General features: G+C 33.6%; 12 protein-coding genes, 1 other RNA gene and 7 pseudogenes. 13 read left to right on the forward strand and 7 right to left on the reverse strand.

What is annotated here, in order from left to right:
* Window positions 1-28: 28 nt before the first annotated feature.
* Window positions 29-1642, reverse strand: a complete 1614-nt coding sequence (locus M3L71_RS04300) for an ankyrin repeat domain-containing protein (RefSeq protein ID WP_280143193.1) — start codon at window positions 1640-1642, stop codon at window positions 29-31.
* Between the two features lie 115 nt (window positions 1643-1757).
* Between M3L71_RS04300 and glpX the strand changes: the two genes are divergently transcribed.
* Complete coding sequence (gene glpX / locus M3L71_RS04305; RefSeq protein ID WP_280144132.1) at window positions 1758-2681, forward strand: class II fructose-bisphosphatase; 924 nt, start codon at window positions 1758-1760, stop codon at window positions 2679-2681.
* A gap of 143 nt (window positions 2682-2824) precedes the next feature.
* Window positions 2825-4261 carry a hypothetical protein gene (locus M3L71_RS04310; RefSeq protein WP_280143194.1) on the forward strand — a complete coding sequence of 479 codons (1437 nt, stop codon included), beginning with the start codon at window positions 2825-2827 and terminating at the stop codon, window positions 4259-4261.
* Between the two features lie 7 nt (window positions 4262-4268).
* Here the strand turns inward: M3L71_RS04310 and ychF are convergent, their stop codons facing one another.
* Entirely contained in the window at window positions 4269-5363 is a 1095-nt protein-coding gene (ychF, locus tag M3L71_RS04315) for a redox-regulated ATPase YchF (RefSeq protein WP_280143195.1), read from the reverse strand.
* Between the two features lie 118 nt (window positions 5364-5481).
* Between ychF and M3L71_RS04320 the strand changes: the two genes are divergently transcribed.
* Window positions 5482-6663: a hypothetical protein gene (locus M3L71_RS04320; RefSeq protein WP_280143196.1), complete on the forward strand. Its 1182-nt coding sequence runs from the start codon at window positions 5482-5484 to the stop codon at window positions 6661-6663.
* A 393-nt stretch (window positions 6664-7056) separates the two neighbouring features.
* On the opposite strand, the gene M3L71_RS04325 is transcribed toward M3L71_RS04320, so the two are convergent.
* Entirely contained in the window at window positions 7057-7833 is a 777-nt protein-coding gene (locus M3L71_RS04325) for an enoyl-ACP reductase FabI (protein WP_280143197.1), read from the reverse strand.
* Between the two features lie 292 nt (window positions 7834-8125).
* Between M3L71_RS04325 and M3L71_RS04330 the strand changes: the two are divergent.
* A pseudogene (locus M3L71_RS04330) lies at window positions 8126-8387 on the forward strand (IS6 family transposase); the annotation flags it as partial.
* Between the two features lie 31 nt (window positions 8388-8418).
* On the opposite strand, the pseudogene M3L71_RS04335 reads toward M3L71_RS04330, so the two are convergent.
* Window positions 8419-9425, reverse strand: a pseudogene (locus M3L71_RS04335) (IS630 family transposase).
* A 551-nt stretch (window positions 9426-9976) separates the two neighbouring features.
* On the opposite strand from M3L71_RS04335, the gene ssrA reads away from it, so the two are divergent.
* The 4 genes and pseudogenes from ssrA to M3L71_RS04365 all read left to right on the forward strand — a co-directional run bounded on the left by ssrA (window position 9977) and on the right by M3L71_RS04365 (window position 13218).
* Window positions 9977-10314, forward strand: a transfer-messenger RNA (tmRNA) gene (gene ssrA / locus M3L71_RS04340).
* Between the two features lie 16 nt (window positions 10315-10330).
* Window positions 10331-10759 (forward strand): ClpXP protease specificity-enhancing factor SspB, encoded by a 429-nt coding sequence (locus tag M3L71_RS04345; protein WP_264375599.1) that lies wholly within the window; start codon window positions 10331-10333, stop codon window positions 10757-10759.
* A gap of 638 nt (window positions 10760-11397) precedes the next feature.
* Window positions 11398-12296: pseudogene (locus M3L71_RS04360) on the forward strand (IS630 family transposase); the annotation flags it as partial.
* A 59-nt stretch (window positions 12297-12355) separates the two neighbouring features.
* Window positions 12356-13218 (forward strand): annotated as a pseudogene (locus M3L71_RS04365) (IS630 family transposase).
* 25 nt (window positions 13219-13243) lie between these two features.
* Here the strand turns inward: M3L71_RS04365 and M3L71_RS04370 are convergent.
* A complete protein-coding gene (locus M3L71_RS04370; protein ID WP_280144077.1) occupies window positions 13244-13744 on the reverse strand; it encodes an IS630 family transposase in 501 nt (166 codons plus the stop codon).
* Complete coding sequence (locus M3L71_RS04375) at window positions 13713-14117, reverse strand: IS630 transposase-related protein (protein ID WP_280143199.1); 405 nt, start codon at window positions 14115-14117, stop codon at window positions 13713-13715. Before M3L71_RS04375 ends, M3L71_RS04370 begins: the two co-directional genes overlap by 32 nt.
* A gap of 40 nt (window positions 14118-14157) precedes the next feature.
* On the opposite strand from M3L71_RS04375, the pseudogene M3L71_RS04380 reads away from it, so the two are divergent.
* The 5 genes and pseudogenes from M3L71_RS04380 to M3L71_RS04400 all read left to right on the forward strand — a co-directional run.
* Window positions 14158-15048: pseudogene (locus tag M3L71_RS04380) on the forward strand (IS630 family transposase); the annotation flags it as partial.
* Between the two features lie 13 nt (window positions 15049-15061).
* Window positions 15062-15376: pseudogene (locus M3L71_RS04385) on the forward strand (IS4 family transposase); the annotation flags it as partial.
* Between the two features lie 54 nt (window positions 15377-15430).
* On the forward strand, window positions 15431-15778 hold the full coding sequence (locus tag M3L71_RS04390; RefSeq protein ID WP_264336399.1) for a transposase: 348 nt from the start codon (window positions 15431-15433) through the stop codon (window positions 15776-15778).
* Window positions 15779-15806: 28 nt separating this feature from the next.
* Window positions 15807-16316: an IS630 family transposase gene (locus M3L71_RS04395; protein WP_280144135.1), complete on the forward strand. Its 510-nt coding sequence runs from the start codon at window positions 15807-15809 to the stop codon at window positions 16314-16316.
* A pseudogene (locus M3L71_RS04400) lies at window positions 16309-16716 on the forward strand (transposase); the annotation flags it as partial. The gene M3L71_RS04395 and the pseudogene M3L71_RS04400, both read left to right, overlap by 8 nt.
* Before the next feature lie 19 nt (window positions 16717-16735).
* Here M3L71_RS04400 and M3L71_RS04405 read toward each other — a convergent pair.
* Window positions 16736-17623: an Rpn family recombination-promoting nuclease/putative transposase gene (locus tag M3L71_RS04405; protein WP_280143200.1), complete on the reverse strand. Its 888-nt coding sequence runs from the start codon at window positions 17621-17623 to the stop codon at window positions 16736-16738.
* Window positions 17624-17757: the final 134 nt, after the last annotated feature.

The following is a 17757-nucleotide window of genomic DNA, read 5'->3' on the forward strand; positions in this document are numbered from 1 at the left end:
GCAATAACAACTCCAACAACATCACTCCTTAATGAGGCGTAAAAACTCTCCTTACTTTTTTTTTGTATTTAGTTTCTTTTTCATGTGGTGGAGAAAGTTGAGCATCTCCAAAGCCGTTAGCTTTATTATCATTATTTGGTGTGACAGTTGGGCCAGTCCTTGTTGATACAGGTGCTTCATTTTTGTTATTATTACCATTAGTGCTAACTGGAGGCACTGTTGCTACAGGTCTACTAATAACATTTCTATTACTATTGGATACACTACTTGTTTCTATGTGGAATGTTTCTTGTTCCTTATTTGTTGCTGATCCATGCGGCACAATTATTTCTCGATCATTTTGTATCAGTGCTGTCGCTGCTACAGAATTCTTTTCTGCAAAAGCAGTGCAGAATGCATCATCTTTTAATTTTTGGTATAATCTGTACAATTCATCTTCAGGATTTAACTTTGATTGCTCTGCATTAACACTTTGCAGTAACGTGCTCAGAATCTCAGCATTGTCATCATCAGTGTAAGAGACAACAAAGCATAATATAGATTTTTCTCCTTCAATTTTGCTAACGTAATACCTTCCTTCTTGACCGATTGCATTGATGATGGTCATTCCATTTTGTAAGAGAAATTTTATAACGTTCAAATTTTGATCTTTAATTGCATATTCTAGTACAGCATTTTTTTCACATTTGCTCTGAAGATTAATTTCCTTCCTTCTTAACCTTTTTTGCAAATCTTCAAAACTAGTAACTGTGCTATCCTGTTTTGTAACCCTATCTATATCAAGACACAGATTCCTAATGTCATCATTATTTAGCGTGAGACCAGTTCTTGTATTACTGACATTGGACTCCGCTCCATCAGGTGTGTTTTGCTTCTCTTTTTTGTTTATTGCTGATCTAAGCAGTGCAATTATTACACAGCTTGAGAGATATTTATTGTGATCAGAATTTCTGAAGTCGACTTTAAACTCAGAATCTATTTGAAGTTGTTCTCTGAGTGATAATTTCCCTTCTTCAATTATTTTTAGAAGATTTCTTATACCATCTTCTGGTACGCCTTTCATATACTTTAAAAGTAACCTAACTTTTGTTAGTTCACCACCTATAGAGGCATGACTCAGAGCCTGAACTTTTTCTTCTCCAGTAAATCTTTTGTTATCCAAGAGTACCTTCATAATGTCAGTGTCCTCATTGCAAGTAGCTGTGTTGAGAGCCTCCAGTATTTTCGCATGATCTATGTAATCTAAAAACGGCTCAAACCCTTGAACATTGACTTGAATAATAGCACTATTTAAAGCAATAATTTTTTCTTCTTCTTCAAACTTACCACTATTCAAAAGTATCCTTACAACATCAGCTTGTTTATTTTCTACAGCTATGTCCAACATAGTTCTACCACCGCTGCTTTTTTTAACTTTAATATCTAACTGCGCAAACAATTCAACAATTCTTAGAAATACAGCAGAATCGTCTGAAACACCGTGCCTTTCTGAATAGATGGCATCTGCAAGTAAATCAAAAATTTTTGCATCTGTTGGCCCACTTTGTTTTAGCTTCTCACCAAATTCCTGAGAAGCTATATTAGGATTATCAGTTACAAATTTCTTTACATCTTCATAAGTTAAATTACCGATCATATTCAAATCTTACTATTATTGCTATACGCTTATTATATCAACTTTTTCATTATTCAGTCAAGTAATCTTGCAGTATCAAATGGCATGATATATATATTGATTTATGATTCTCGAGCAAATGATAGAAGATTTAGCCTATAAGTTAGTGAAAGTAACCGAAGCTGCAGCACTTGCTGCATATAAATTGGCAGGCCTTGGTAATGAAAAAAAGGCCGATCAGGTTGCAGTTGATGCAATGCGTACGGTGCTAAACTCAATGGAAATAAATGGTACAATTGTGATTGGGGAAGGGGAGAGGGACGAAGCACCCATGCTATATATCGGAGAAAAAGTTGGCACAGGAAGTGGCCCTGAGATTGACATCGCTGTTGATCCACTTGAGGGCACTACGATTTGTGCTCATTATAAACAAGGGGCAATGTCTGTTCTTGCTGCAACAAAAAAAGGTAATTTTTTACATGCACCTGATGTTTATATGGAAAAGATAGCAGTGGGAAAAAATCTCCCAGAGGGTGTAGTCTCACTAAAAAATAGGATTGAGAAGAATCTGGACAATTTAGCCAAGGCAAAAGGATGTAAAGCAAGTGATCTTATAGTAACTGTACTTAAACGTGAAAGACATGATGAATTAATAGCAAAAATTAGGAAGCTAGGAGCAAAAGTGAAATTAATAGATGATGGTGATGTTGCAGCCATAGTTTCGCTAATAAATGGCAATCACGATATGTATATCGGCACAGGAGGAGCTCCAGAAGGAGTGCTTGCAGCAGCAGCGCTAAGCTCAATCGGTGGTCAGATAGAAGGAAGATTAATATTTGACACTGATCAATTAAAAGCAAGAGCAAAAAATTTGAATATCACTGACCCAGAAAAAATCTACACCGTGAAAGACATGGCAAGAAGTGAATCAGTGTTCATTGCAACTGGAGTAACAAATGGAGAGTTTGTGGATGGAGTAAAGTTTGGCCAAGATATTTGTCTGACTAATTCATTAATAATATTGCCTGGTAAAGTAATAAAAATACAAACAAAATCAATATCTTAAACATTTGTCATATGCTGATTATAAAATTTTTATAGAAGGAAGATACTTATAATTGTCTTAAAAAAATGAATTTACATATTAATTTTAGCTTTACAACATTTGGCATTAAGTTATAGTTAAATAGTAATACTAAGAGATGCTTAATGTTTAGTTCACTAACTAATTTTTTTACTAATACGTCTAAAAAGAAAAGTTCTCAATCTGAAGAAAATAATAATTCTTTCTCTAACAGCACAGAAAGTTTATTAGTCCAATCTACTAAAAAAAATCCTCAACTTGATGATCAAAGTAGAACTGACGCGTCTCCTCAAATAAATCTTCAATTTAGTGAGGATGATGTAAAAAACGTGCTCCAAGACTTCGAAAAATTGGATTTTAAGAAAAGTAATGAGTGTTTTAACGAAATAGCAGAAGATTATGAAAGGAGGAAAAAAAGTGACCTTTTTAACTACGTAATATTGAATAAGCGAAAATACATAACAGATATATTAGATCAGAAGCTTGCCCACAAAGATCAAGAAAATTTTAGGAAGAAATTTAGTGAATATCTTCTTAAAATAAACGAGAAAATGAATTATGGGAAAGAATTTCAAAATAAACTTCAATTGTTTCAAGATAGGGCAGAAGAAGTATTATCAGATTTTAGAAAATTGAATTTTGGCCTTAAGGATAATTTGTGTACAGATGATAAGGATAACGTAAATTATAATAAAGGCTGGCCTGCAGATCCATTTGACAAAATAGCGAATTATTATCGATGTAATAAGAACATTTTCCTTTTTAATTATGTGGTATTAAGTAAGCAAAAAGAAATAATAAGTATATTGAATGAAAAGTCTATTCCTGAAGACAAGGGAGAGAATTTTAAAAAGAGGTTGGGTAGATATCTTCTTCGAGTCGAAGAAGGGATGAGTAACGGGCAGGAATTTCTCAAAACTGATAGTGCAGTTGCCTTTTTTGATGGATGTTATGTGCCATGCGCATATGCAAAACGTTCTCTTAATCATTATGATCATCTTAGTATTAATATTTCTAAGCCTGGGTTTAGCTTAGAAATCAGCCGTCTTTTCACTGACAAAATTGAAGGGATGGAAAGAAATAAAAATGAGGTAAAGATAGTAGAAATATACAGTAACGATAAAAGAATAGCAACGGTTGAGAAGAATGATAATGGAAAAAAAAATTACCGCTTTGCAAAAGATGCAACATGCAACATGAAAATTAGGTGGAGTGCAGAAGATGAGAAAGGTAATTCTGTTGACTGCTTTATTAGTTTAAATGCAAATCCTAGTAATATTGAGATTGGTCAGGTAACTATTAATGGTAAAGATGTTCAAGTAAGGGAAATTTTAGAATTAGCTAAGCAAAATAAGGATATGCTTATAGAAAATCAAGCTTTATATGAATTTTTAGAAGAATGTCTGGAGAACGTATTATGTGAGGAGGAGAAGAATATACAACCACAGGAGAAAGAAGTTCTTACAACACCTAGCTCCATTCTCCATGACGTGGAACTAGATGAGATCAGCGAAGAGGAAGCCATAAAGAAATGCTGGACTGCCGGGTACTTTGGTAGTTAGATGTATACTACACATTAAACCTAAAGTGCATTATATCGCCATCTTGCACGATATAATCTCTGCCTTCGAAGCGAATTTTCCCTGCATCTTTGCAAGCTAATTCGCTTCCATATTTTATATAGTCTTCAAAGCTTATGGTTTCTGCTTTTATAAAGCCCTTTTCAAAATCAGTGTGAATTACACCTGCTGCTTTGTCAGCTGTTGATCCTATCTTTATTGGCCATGCACGTGCTTCTTTGGGGCCCACAGTAAAAAAAGTTATCATACTTAGCACTTCATACATAATACGTGCTACTCCATCAAGTCCTGATTCTTGTAAGCCAAATTCTGATAAAAAATTCTGTTTTTCCTCTTCACTATCAAGATTTGCAATATCTGCTTCAAGTTTCGCTGAAATACAATAAAATTTGCTTTTATTTTCTTCCGCCATTTTTTCCACCCTTTTAGATAGTTCATTACCAGTTATGATATTCGTATCTTCAACATTGCATACATACATAACAGGCTTTGTTGTTAGCAATTGAAGCAACTTCATCTCATCTTCATCGATATTCTCCAAGCTTCTTGCCGGTTTACCTAATTTTAAAGTAGCTAATACCTCTTGCATTAATTCAAGTTGTCTCTTTAGCTCTTTATCACCTTGCTTTGCTTTCTTTTCCAATTGAGGAAGCCTTTTTTCTATGCTATCAATATCAGCTAGAATTAACTCCATTTCCACTATTTCAGCATCTGATATTGGATCTATTTTACTGTTTACATGGCTGATATCGTCATCCGTAAAGCACCTGAGCAGATGAACAATGGCATCAACTTCTCTGATATGACTCAAAAATTTATTTCCTAGTCCTTCACCCTTGCTCGCACCCTTAACCAAGCCGGCAATATCGACAACTTCCAGTTGATTGTAGATTATTTTCCCCGAGTGAGCAATCGAGGCAATTTCTTTCAAACGCTGATCTCGTATTGGCACTTTGCCAACATTTGGCTCGATTGTGCAAAAAGGATAATTTGCAGCTTCAGCTGCACTTGACTCTGTAAGTGCATTAAATAAAGTTGATTTTCCTATATTTGGTAACCCAACTATACCACAGTTAAAGCTCATATTTGCTATTTAAAGCCTTAATTATTGCATAATTAAAAAATTTTTGCTATAGCTAATTAGTTACTTATTAATAAGTTAGTTAATATAATAACATATAGCTTGAATTAAGGTAGAAATTATGGTTGGGCTTAGAAAACGGAAATTACCAAATGGTTTTGACAGTATTGAAAATGCTAAAGGACGCAAGACTTCAGAGAGTAATGTAGAAAAAGAACCTTCTAATAACCAAGTAGTTAAATATGATACTGCAGGTGATGGCAATTGCTTTTTTCATGCAGTGTTTGGTGATAACAGTTCTGGTACATATAAATCTGAAAGAGCGCAAGATATGAGAATGGAATGGCACAAATTTTTAAGTCGATTTACGTCTTTAGATGATCCAAGTATGCCAGCTCCTTTAAAGGATCATCTAGAAAAGGTTTTTAATATGTTTTTTAATAAGCCAGGGGATTTAACTGGCAAGTCTGATAAAATAAAGGGTCTGGTTAAGCAAACAAATAGGAAAATTGAAAATGCTGAAGGTAATGTGAAGAGGTTAGTAAGTAGAGCTGTTAGCAAATTTAATATATCGCATAATCAAGCTGTGCTTAATCTAAGTGAATATGCAGAGGCTCTTGATGGCATTGGTGAGAGTGACTATAATGCAGAATATAACAGTGATTTTATTACACGCTCATTTCTTGACAAACCTGAACTCTATCAATCCTATCTAGAAGCAATAGAAAGTAAAAGTTATTTTCCTTTTATTGAAGAAATTCAATTATTAGCTTCTTTAGCTAACATTGAAATTAATGTCCGTTGTAAAGTTAGCGGCAGAGAGAAACAACAAAAGTTTGAACCAAATCCTGAAATGATAAACAATGATCAACTAAATCAGATGTTTAATCGTGCGAGTTATAAATTAAATGACGAGTTATGGGGTAGTAAAGAGAGAGAAACAATATATCTTGAAGGAAATCATTACTCTAGGGCTAAAATTGTAACTCAAGAGTTAATAAAACAGCAGCAGGAGCAAGAAGACTTTCTATTAGCAAAACAACTTCAGATAGATGAAATTTTGGAATATTGTGATCTTTCAAAGGATATCTCTGAGAGAGTAGAGATTGAGAGGGAGTTTGATGAGTTATTGGCAAAAAATGCTGATGGAAAAATTGGTGATGTTATAGGGAAGTGCATTAATGATGTACAGCAACGTATAAAATGCCTTGAGGAGCCAGTCTTATCAAGAAGGTGCAGTGTGGAAGAAGCACGTGTAGAAAAAACATTTTATCAACAACAACTACCACAACCTGTAAGATAAGTCTTCATAGTCTATATACTTCTATAGGGGGCATTCTATAATAAAAGCCATGCTCATTTTAACCACTGCTTAATAAGAATAAAGTCTTAGCAAAACAAACACAAGAACAATAGGATTTCTTGCTTGCAAAGCAACTCCAAGATCGGGAGGAAAAAGACTTTTTCCTTGCAAGGCAACTTCAAGAGCAACCCTCACGCACAATCCCTTAACCCAAATGGAGGAAGTAAAAATAGAAGATCAGCAGCAACAAATACTTATAAAATAATAACTCTATGGTTAATGTGCGAGATTTAATTAAAAAATGTTGTCATTCGAGTAGCTGACACTGGGCTCCAATGTCAATTACTCGGATAACAAAAAAACACAGGCTTCACATGCATCTGCAGTACTGTATTAGTCTACTATCTTCATTCCCACAACATTATACCCTGAATCAACATGTAAAATTTCTCCAGTTGTACCACTACTCAGGTCGCTTAATAAGTATAGTGCTGCCTTGCCAACATCTTCTATTGTAACATTGCGTCTAAGTGGAGAATTACTTCTATTCCATTCCGATATGGAGTGAAAGTCACTTATTCCAGAAGATCCCAAAGTTCTGATTGGACCAGCAGAAATTGCATTTACTCTGATGTTCTGTGGTCCGAGATCACATGCTATATATTTTACACTTGCTTCAAGTGCTGCTTTACATAAACCCATCACATTATAATTTGGCATAACTTTTTCAGCACCATAGTAGGATAAAGTAAGTAAACTACCGCCATTTAACATCATTTTTTCCGCTCTTTGCGCTAAAGCAGTAAAAGAATAGCACGATATATGCATTGCATTAATAAAGTTGTTTAGTGAAGTATTGACATATTTACCATTTAGCTCATTTTTATCGGAGAATGCTATTGCATGTACCAAAAAATCAATAGCACCCCACTTCTCCTTTATTTCCTTAAAAGCATTATCTATAGTTTCCTCATTTGAAACATTACAGTGCAATATTAACTCTACATTTAATTCACTTACTATTGGTAATAATTTCTCTTTTATTGTTTCATTTTGATAAGTGATTGCAAGCTCAGCTCCATGTTCTGAGAGGGTCTGTGCTATACCATATGCTATTGACCTTTTATTTATTATTCCGGTTATTAACCCTTTTTTGCCCTGCAATATCATAGAATTATTTGCCTTTTTTATAATTTGAAATATTAACTAGGCAAAGTCAATTATGTTTTAACTGTAGCTAACGTATAAAAAAGGTTCTGTTGCATCTATAAACCATAGGAAAGAAGATCATTAAAGGTGGGATTATAGGAGTTATGAAGCCATTAACATAGCAAAATTCTCAAAAGTAGAAACATTATTTTAATAATTTGTCTTTTTTGAATCATACGAATATTTTCGGTTCTGTCTCATTTGTAGGGAAGTAGAAAGAAGAATGATATAATTGTCTAAAAAAAAAGCAAAGATGTTTCGTATCAATCAAAAATTGTTGCCATATTTCAAAGGATTTAGCTTTTCAGAGGATGTTATCTGTATACATGAAATGTCGATTCTCTTTGAGCTATCGAGATTTGGAAGAAATGATGAGTATAAGGGGAGCAAAATGCTACGTTACAAAGGTGGGTTATCACCACTGATAGATGAGGCAGTAAGGAAAAGAAAGAAGCAGGTTGGTAGTAGTTGGAGAGACTTACATTAAATTAAACGGTAAATGGGTTTATTTATATACTGTACTCTTGTGTGTTATACCAAAATCCATTACTGACGGAACAAATAAGAAACATTACAAACTCGTTTAATAGTAGTACTGGAAATATTGACAATAGAATTACACAAAACATCTTCAAGTAAACCTATGGTATCGTAGATACTATTGCGTAAAGTATTGTATTTGATATATTGCCACAACCTTTCAACAGGATTCAGTTCCGGTGAATAAGGAGGCAAGTATATGATGGTAATGTTTTCCTGAATTTTCAAACTTTTTGATCTATGCCAACTTGCACAATCCATTACAAGAAAGGCTTCTTTCGTGCCTAAATCTTTCGACATCTGCTCCAGAAATATATTCATACAATCAGTGTTTACATATGGAGCAAGTAGGCTGATTTTCTTACCACTTCTTGGATTTACCGCACTTTAGATATAGAAATTTTGTCTACCAATTTTCATTTTAACCTGCGCTCTGACCCCTTTTTTAAACCATCCGTGTCCGATTTTTGAATGAGTCCCAAATCGTGATTCATCAAAAAAAACACCTCCCTTTTAGGGTGGAAATTGACTATTTTATTGAAGTATCTTTTAAACTCTTCTTGCTTGTTTTTATCTTGTTTATGGTGCATTGGCCTCGGTGTTATGTAAGAAAATTTCATCCTTTGTATCTCACGGTGCACTGTTGATTTGCTGATGTTTAGGGCAAATTCCTCTGAGATTTTTATTTGTACTTCCTTAATAGTAATATTTGGATTTCTTTCTACCCATATTTCAATTTGCTCACGTTGATTTTTGTTTAATTTGCTTTTTCTTCTCCGCTGAAACGGGGCAAATAATTTTTCTACTCTACCAAATTTTAGATGCTTTATCCATTCAGTCAAAGCAGTCCTTGAAATTTTACATATTCTTGCCACAGCGCTTATACTACTTTCTTTTCCTGCTATCACCGCTTGTAACTTTTTTGAAACATATGCGTTATTTCTTACCTTTTTTAACATTTCTTTCGCTAAATTTACAACTCTTTCGTCTAATAGTTTTGACCTTAATGCCATTTATACCTCGCTATTTCACTTACTCTAGTATGACTTTTTCCCCATTATTCTCTATCTGTTCTTTCTATAGCGGGAATTGGTATTACCTTCACTACTATAAACTCTTATTTTAAACCGTTTGGACCATTATGAAAAGAGCTATAATTTTCCACAGTTGTCTGCATTTTTTGTTCCACAACTTATCTTTTTTTTCGGCTTGTGCCATTTCTCACACTGTCTCTTGCTTTCTTGAACTCAGAAATTCAATAGCTACAAAAGCATTTGAGTAGTTTTTTGTTAAGAATTAGGCATAGAATCCCCCATATTTATTAATAAAGAACAGAAAAAATGTAACGCACATACGACAGAGATTAAGCATATGTGTGCACCCATGTGCGCTGAAGAAGATACGCTACATTTTTACTGAGTTTGATTATTTGATAGAAAAGTCTGCAGACGAAGATAGATTTTGAGCTCTAAAAATACCTCTACTGTGAGTATACTAAGATTAGATAAATAGGCGAAGTAATTTTTATATTAGTTTTTTAGTTGCCAATCAATTTTGAGTTCAATAACTTGACATTTATTCAATACTACTTTATAATGAGCATGTGTATTTTTTATACACTATGGCAATAAAATTACCTTGTAATAGTTGTATTGGACCCGAGGGCAGTACTCGGCGCCTCCACCATATTTTTTGATTGATACGGGGGCGAGTAAGGATCGACATGCATAGTAAAGATGGTAGCTTTGCTCGGTTAGATACCACCGCTAAGAGTTCACAATTTAGATGCAAACGATAACTTTGCTGCTGAAGACAATGTTGCATTAGCTGCTTAATTTAGGCACTATAACTTCATTGCTATAAGCACGGTTTAGGGAACGCCGGGTAACAGAAGTTCCCCCAAACATGTAAGGGTTATATGGATAAAACAGATTATCAGAAGTCGATTAGTTATGCTAAATTTCAAGTTATCAAAAAGGCTTTGAATACTATATTAGATAATGTTTTTACTCCTCACTTAGAGATACTGTTTTTTACGCGCTTTAATGGTGTTGTCATACCAGACTACTTGAAAGAATCATACCCTACTCAAATGCTTATTATATTACAGCATCAATTTTTTGGTCTAAAAGTTCTTGAAGATAAGTTTAGCGTCAGTTTGAGCTTTCGTGGAAAACAAGAACAAGTCACTGTGCCGTTTTTTGCTATTAGTGAGTTTCATGATAAAATTTCAGGAGATACTTTAGTATTTAGCGTTGATTCTGATAAAGAATATGAAAGTGAGAAATGTGCTGAAAAGTCATCAAATGGTAGTATTATATCTATAGATCAACTTTACGATAAGTAGTTACTTCATTTTATAAATAAAAAATATTGTATCTGTTCAGGATATCGACAAGACCATAGAGTAAAAGTGAGTTTATAACAAATGGTATCATTTGAGTAGCTGACATTGGCTTTCACATAAAAAACGTTGTAAAGCGCTTTCATGTTTACCAACGGTTCTGTTGCATCTATAAACCATAGGAAAGAAGATCATTAAAGGTGGGATTATAGGAGTTATGAAGCCATTAACATAGCAAAATTCTCAAAAGTAGAAACATTATTTTAATAATTTGTCTTTTTTGAATCATACGAATATTTTCTATGCCTGTGATGGTAATCTTTGCGGAATGGAAGCTTTTAAACCCAAGCATTGGCTTTATTAGTTTTTTGATAAATCTATCAACAATATTATTTAGATATTTTATTTGAAGAACTGTAATCTTCAGAAATTTCTTCATTCAAATCATCAAGAGCAGCAGTATTACTGCCGCTTTTATCAATTACAATTTTCTCAGGAAGACAGTTACTCCTGAAGGCTTTACGAAAGAATGCAAGTGCTGAAGACTTGTCTCTACTTATACCAATTACCGCTATAGAAAGAACAGATAGAGAATAATGGGGAAAAAGTCATACTAGAGTAAGTGAAATAGCGAGGTATAAATGGCATTAAGGTCAAAACTATTAGACGAAAGAGTTGTAAATTTAGCGAAAGAAATGTTAAAAAAGGTAAGAAATAACGCATATGTTTCAAAAAAGTTACAAGCGGTGATAGCAGGAAAAGAAAGTAGTATAAGCGCTGTGGCAAGAATATGTAAAATTTCAAGGACTGCTTTGACTGAATGGATAAAGCATCTAAAATTTGGTAGAGTAGAAAAATTATTTGCCCCGTTTCAGCGGAGAAGAAAAAGCAAATTAAACAAAAATCAACGTGAGCAAATTGAAATATGGGTAGAAAGAAATCCAAATATTACTATTAAGGAAGTACAAATAAAAATCTCAGAGGAATTTGCCCTAAACATCAGCAAATCAACAGTGCACCGTGAGATACAAAGGATGAAATTTTCTTACATAACACCGAGGCCAATGCACCATAAACAAGATAAAAACAAGCAAGAAGAGTTTAAAAGATACTTCAATAAAATAGTCAATTTCCACCCTAAAAGGGAGGTGTTTTTTTTGATGAATCACGATTTGGGACTCATTCAAAAATCGGACAGGGATGGTTTAAAAAAGGGGTCAGAACGCAGGTTAAAATGAAAATTGGTAGACAAAATTTCTATATCTAAAGTGCGGTAAATCCAAGAAGTGGTAAGAAAATTAGCCTACTTGCTCCATATGTAAACACTGATTGTATGAATATATTTCTGGAGCAGATGTCGAAAGATTTAGGCACGAAAGAAGCCTTTCTTGTAATGGATTGTGCAAGTTGGCATAGATCAAAAAGTTTGAAAATTCAGGAAAACATTACCATCATATACTTGCCTCCTTATTCACCGGAACTGAATCCTGTTGAAAGGTTGTGGCAATATATCAAATACAATACTTTACGCAATAGTATAGCTCTTTTCATAATGGTCCAAACGGTTTAAAATAAGAGTTTATAGTAGTGAAGGTAAGTATGCCAGCAGCATATAGTTATGATTTAAGAAAAAAAGCAATGGAGGTACTAGACGAAGGGGAAAGCAGAGAAACGGTAGCAGCAAGATTTAAAATTGGAAGAACTACATTATGGGAGTGGCAGCAAAGAAAAAAAAGAAACAGGAGATTTTCAGTCGAAAAAACTTGGAAATGGAGGTTATAATCATAAAATTACCGACTGGAATAAATTTACTGAATTTGCCAAAAAAACATGGTGGAAAAACTCTATCGGAAATGGCTAAGCTTTGGAGTAATGTTAGTATCCCAACGATTCATCTAGCTCTTAAAAAAATTGGACTCACACGCAAAAAAAAGACATATGGATACAAAGAAAGGAATGAAGAAAAACGTGCTGAATTTTTGAAAATTATAGCAACGAAAGAACCTCAAAACTTAGTATATATAGATGAATCTGGTATTGATAATACCGAAGACTATCCCTATGGATATTCTCAGAAAGGACAGCGATTTTATGCCCTAAAATCTGGAAAGAAAACTCAACGAATTAGCATGATTGCAGCTCTAAATAGTAGAAAAATAGTTGTTCCGTTAACATTTGAGGGCCATTGTAATATGGATATCTTTAATAAATGGTTTGAGCAGTTTTTGACACCGATTTTGGAACCTGGACAAACTGTTATCCTTGATAATGCTACTTTTCATAAGTCTAATAAGATTACTGAACTTGCTAAAGAAGTTGGTGCTGAAATTTTGTATCTTCCTACGTATTCCCCAGATTTCAATAAAATTGAGCATCATTGGTTTGCTATAAAAAATAGAGCTAGGAAAAACATCCCTCTATTCACATCTTTTCGTCATGCTGTTGATTCTGCTTTTCTATGAACTTTCCGGACTATTATGAAAAGAGCTATACTATAGTATTTTCTAAAATGAATGGATAAATTTCCATTATGGTATTACCAACCAAAAGTTGTAAGTCTGTACATTTATACATTAGAGGTCTGAGGCGGCTTTTGATGGTATGCCAACAGTGTTCTATGGGATTCAAATCTGGTGAATATGTTGGAAGATACAGCACATGAAAGCCAAAAGACTCTATTAATGATTTTGTTTTAGTGGTCTTATGAAATGTAGCATTATCCATAACTATGGTTGTGCCAAGTGGCAATTTAGGTAATAACATCTTCTCCAACAATATATTGAATACCTCTTTTTCACACCCACCTTTGAAAGTCATTGGTGCAATAAATCTCATTCCAATCCACCCGGCTACTATACTGATTCTCTCTCGAGTTCTCCCTGGAATATCTGCATAAATTTTCTTTCCTCTTGGAGCACGTCCATATTCTCGGTATAACTTATTATCAACTCCTGCTTCATCTATATATAAGATGCTGGAATGTTCTATTTTGAGATTTTATCAATAAATTGCTGCCTATCTTCTTGATTGCGCTCTTGATATAGTGTGACTTTTTTAAAGTAATTTTTAGCTGTTTTAGTCTATACCAAATTGAATTTATTCCAAATCCAAGATTTTGTTTCATCTCTGCCAGAGTATGATCTGGATTCTTTGTAACATATTCTTCGAGTATTTTTGGGTCTATTTTTCGAATAAAGCTACCGTTTTTAGATGGCTTTAAGCTTTCACCATCAGCTTTCTTTTTTAACCAGCGGTACAGAGTTGCTATTCCTATCTCCATGAGCTCTGCTATCTCAACCTTTGTCTTCCCTTTTTCTATCATCAATACTGCCTTTTCCCTTAAATCCACACTATATGCCATTATAACTCAAATACTTTGTTATACCTTTATCATTTGCTTTGGGAAATACTATAGTATAAGCGCTGTGGCAAGAATATGTAAAATTTCAAGGACTGCTTTGACTGAATGGATAAAGCATCTAAAATTTGGTAGAGTAGAAAAATTATTTGCCCCGTTTCAGCGGAGAAGAAAAAGCAAATTAAACAAAAATCAACGTGAGCAAATTGAAATATGGGTAGAAAGAAATCCAAATATTACTATTAAGGAAGTACAAATAAAAATCTCAGAGGAATTTGCCCTAAACATCAGCAAATCAACAGTGCACCGTGAGATACAAAGGATGAAATTTTCTTACATAACACCGAGGCCAATGCACCATAAACAAGATAAAAACAAGCAAGAAGAGTTTAAAAGATACTTCAATAAAATAGTCAATTTCCACCCTAAAAGGGAGGTGTTTTTTTTGATGAATCACGATTTGGGACTCATTCAAAAATCGGACACGGATGGTTTAAAAGGGGTCAGAACGCAGGTTAAAATGAAAATTGGTAGACAAAATTTCTATATCTAAAGTGCGGTAAATCCAAGAAGTGGTAAGAAAATCAGCCTACTTGCTCCATATGTAAACACTGATTGTATGAATATATTTCTGGAGCAGATGTCGAAAGATTTAGGCACGAAAGAAGCCTTTCTTGTAATGGATTGTGCAAGTTGGCATAGATCAAAAAGTTTGAAAATTCAGGAAAACATTACCATCATATACTTGCCTCCTTATTCACCGGAACTGAATCCTGTTGAAAGGTTGTGGCAATATATCAAATACAATACTTTACGCAATAGTATCTACGATACCATAGGTTTACTTGAAGATGTTTTGTGTAATTTTATTGTCAATATTTCCAGTACTACTATTAAACGAGTTTATAATGTTTCTTATTTGTTCCGTCAGTAATGGATTTTGGTATTATTTCATAAGTCGTTATAAATCCGATACTAACATATATGATATAGAGACAGGTCAAAAAATAGATTTACTAGAACATTTGGGAGATCGATCTTTTCTAGAACAGGAGGTATTGTTAGGAAAAGAGACAAGGGTTAAAGTAAGAATTATATTTAAAAAACTAACTGAAGAACAAGCTGTGGCTAGAAGAAGAAAGGCTAATAGGTTAGCAAGATCACATGGATACACATCTTCTCAAAGGAACCAAAAGTTACTAAATTGGTCAATATTTATAACTAATGTTCCAAAAAGTAAGATTAATGCTGAGCAAATACTAGTATAGTATTTCCCAAAGCAAATGATAAAGGTATAACAAAGTATTTGAGTTATAATGGCATATAGTGTGGATTTAAGGGAAAAGGCAGTATTGATGATAGAAAAAGGGAAGACAAAGGTTGAGATAGCAGAGCTCATGGAGATAGGAATAGCAACTCTGTACCGCTGGTTAAAAAAGAAAGCTGCTGGTGAAAGCTTAAAGCCATCTAAAAACGGTAGCTTTATTCGAAAAATAGACCCAAAAATACTCGAAGAATATGTTACAAAGAATCCAGATCATACTCTGGCAGAGATGAAACAAAATCTTGGATTTGGAATAAATTCAATTTGGTATAGACTAAAACAGCTAAAAATTACTTTAAAAAAAAGTCACACTATATCAAGAGCGCAATCAAGAAGATAGGCAGCAATTTATTGATAAAATCTCAAAAATAGAACATTCCAGCATCTTATATATAGATGAAGCAGGAGTTGATAATAAGTTATACCGAGAATATGGACGTGCTCCAAGAGGAAAGAAAATTTATGCAGATGTTCCAGGGAGAACTCGAGAGAGAATCAGTATAGTAGCCGGGTGGATTGGAATGAGATTTATTGCACCAATGACTTTCAAAGGTGGGTGTGAAAAAGAGGTATTCAATATATTGTTGGAGAAGATGTTATTACCTAAATTGCCACTTGGCACAACCATAGTTATGGATAATGCTACATTTCATAAGACCACTAAAACAAAATCATTAATAGAGTCTTTTGGCTTTCATGTGCTGTATCTTCCAACATATTCACCAGATTTGAATCCCATAGAACACTGTTGGCATACCATCAAAAGCCGCCTCAGACCTCTAATGTATAAATGTACAGACTTACAACTTTTGGTTGGTAATACCATAATGGAAATTTATCCATTCATTTTAGAAAATACTATAATGTTCCAAAAGTAAGATTAATGCTGAGCAAATACTAGTAGTTTACCGAATAAGATGGCAAATTGAATTATTGTTCAAATTATATAAGAGTAATATAAGGATTGATAAGCTGAGAGGAAAGCCATACAGAGTATTATGTGAGCTATATGCCAAATTGTGTGCAATTCTTATATTTCATGGAATAGTGGGTTGCACAGAACTGAAAAAAAATACGGAGCTTAGCTTAACAAAGGCATTTATTGAGCTAAAAAGACGGGTTAGAGAGTTATTTTTAGCACTAAATAATAAAATTAAAGGCTTAAATATTTTTCTCAAAAAGCTTACCATAACTTGGTCGCAGTTTTCATTAAAAGACAAGTGCAGAAAAACTAGGGTATCCACCTTAACTTCTCTAAATTTGCTCACAATCTCTTAACTTGACGCGTATGGTTTATTTAACACTCCCAAACTTTCTGCAATTCTTTAATCTCACTTATGGAAAGACCTGTACACTTGAGAATAGTATCAATATCAACATTATTAGCCAGCATCGCTTTTGCTACTTCAATTTTCCCTTCAATTTTCCCTTCAATTTTCCCTTCCTCTCTAGCGTCATCAAGTTTTTGAGCGAGGATGGCTTCTCCTTTACGTAGATCCATTATTCTCTCTTCATAAGCTACTAAATCTTTTTCATTCCAGCGAAACCTATCTAATTCATCATATGCTAGCTTTATTATTGGCGATTCCTTTGCTATTTTCTTTAAATCTTCATCTGTGGTTTCTTCTGCATATTTAAAAAAGAAACACCACCTTTCTATCGTGCTTTCTAACAGCTCTACTTTATTTTTTGCAAATTTAGGTAATTCAATAAAGATAAATTGCAAATCTTTTAAGTAGTGTCCATTGGTTTTTATATCTCGTATATTATGAGTAGAAATATAGTCAACTTCTTCAGGAAGTAAGTTACAATTAGAAATAGCAATAAAGAAGACCTTCTTTAAATCAATGTAATTACCAGATTTATCTAATTGCCTTGAATAAGCCTTAGCAGCGTATAGTTGAGCACGTTTTTCAAAGCCTTTATCACGAGCGAGCTGCATTTCGATGACAAATCTATTACCAATAGAATCTTTGCAAAGGACATCAACAATACTTTGTTTATCAGAGGCAATCTCAGGGTCCATGATAGTGCTTAAGAATTCAATTTCTTTTATTTCATTACTTCCAGAAAATCCTAAGATATCGTTCAAAAAGTGGATAAGAATATTTTTATTTTTTTCCGTTCCAAAGATTTTTTTGAAACATAAATCATTGCGAGGATCAAGAAATTTAGAAATGGCCATAGTACTCAGAGAAAAATTAATAATTATACACTATTCTGCACAAATATTCAATATTTTTACGTCTAAAACCGTATTTGTTAAGCTTCAAATATAAAGAGTGACTTTTATTGAGTGGAATGTTAGGTAAGCAATTT

Source organism: Wolbachia endosymbiont of Frankliniella intonsa (genome assembly GCF_029856955.1).
Lineage (GTDB): Bacteria > Pseudomonadota > Alphaproteobacteria > Rickettsiales > Anaplasmataceae > Wolbachia.

Bases quoted from the DNA above. Each gene is read 5' to 3' on its own strand.
- M3L71_RS04310 (WP_280143194.1), top strand. From the start codon at position 2,825: ATGTTTAGTTCACTAACTAATTTTTTTACTAATACGTCTAAAAAGAAA.
- M3L71_RS04375 (WP_280143199.1), bottom strand. From the start codon at position 14,117: ATGGCATATAGTGTGGATTTAAGGGAAAAGGCAGTATTGATGATAGAA.
- ychF (WP_280143195.1), bottom strand. From the start codon at position 5,363: ATGAGCTTTAACTGTGGTATAGTTGGGTTACCAAATATAGGAAAATCA.
- M3L71_RS04325 (WP_280143197.1), bottom strand. From the start codon at position 7,833: ATGATATTGCAGGGCAAAAAAGGGTTAATAACCGGAATAATAAATAAA.
- M3L71_RS04390 (WP_264336399.1), top strand. From the start codon at position 15,431: ATGGCATATAGTGTGGATTTAAGGGAAAAGGCAGTATTGATGATAGAA.
- M3L71_RS04320 (WP_280143196.1), top strand. From the start codon at position 5,482: ATGGTTGGGCTTAGAAAACGGAAATTACCAAATGGTTTTGACAGTATT.
- M3L71_RS04345 (WP_264375599.1), top strand. From the start codon at position 10,331: ATGGATAAAACAGATTATCAGAAGTCGATTAGTTATGCTAAATTTCAA.
- M3L71_RS04405 (WP_280143200.1), bottom strand. From the start codon at position 17,623: ATGGCCATTTCTAAATTTCTTGATCCTCGCAATGATTTATGTTTCAAA.